Annotated in this window: 1 protein-coding gene and 1 pseudogene; one reads left to right on the top strand and one right to left on the bottom strand. The window is 63.0% G+C overall.

Annotated features, from left to right (window positions below):
- On the top strand, positions 1-181 hold a 181-nt coding region (locus ALO43_RS28870; protein ID WP_157062296.1), incomplete at its 5' end, for a hypothetical protein.
- A 16-nt stretch (positions 182-197) separates the two neighbouring features.
- On the opposite strand, the pseudogene ALO43_RS30120 reads toward ALO43_RS28870, so the two are convergent.
- Positions 198-330 (bottom strand): annotated as a pseudogene (locus ALO43_RS30120) (EscU/YscU/HrcU family type III secretion system export apparatus switch protein); the annotation flags it as partial.

The following is a 330-nucleotide window of genomic DNA, read 5'->3' as shown; positions in this document are numbered from 1 at the left end:
TGTAGTTCGGACGCTTACCACTCATGCGCTGGAAGAGGTACGCAAGATGCTTACCCAGGCACTGGACATCGCTCGGCAGGACGGTACACATTTCTGGGCCTGGCGCATCAACGCCGACCTCAACCGCCTGAAAATCGCGCCCGGTACACCAGCCCCTCGTCATTGCCCGGCGGTACATTGAAACACGGCGTCAGGCGTCAGATCAGCCGCCGCGCCACCAGCGCATCGGCCACTGCCTGAAACGTATTTTCCGGCCCCGGATCACCAGCTACGCTGCGCCGGGCGATCATTTCGGCGAGACTTGCGTCGGGCCAGCGGGCAATGCCCAGC

Origin of the sequence: Pseudomonas tremae, assembly GCF_001401155.1 — a bacterium.
GTDB lineage: Bacteria > Pseudomonadota > Gammaproteobacteria > Pseudomonadales > Pseudomonadaceae > Aquipseudomonas > Aquipseudomonas tremae.
This window is presented reverse-complemented; position numbering and strand designations above follow the sequence as displayed.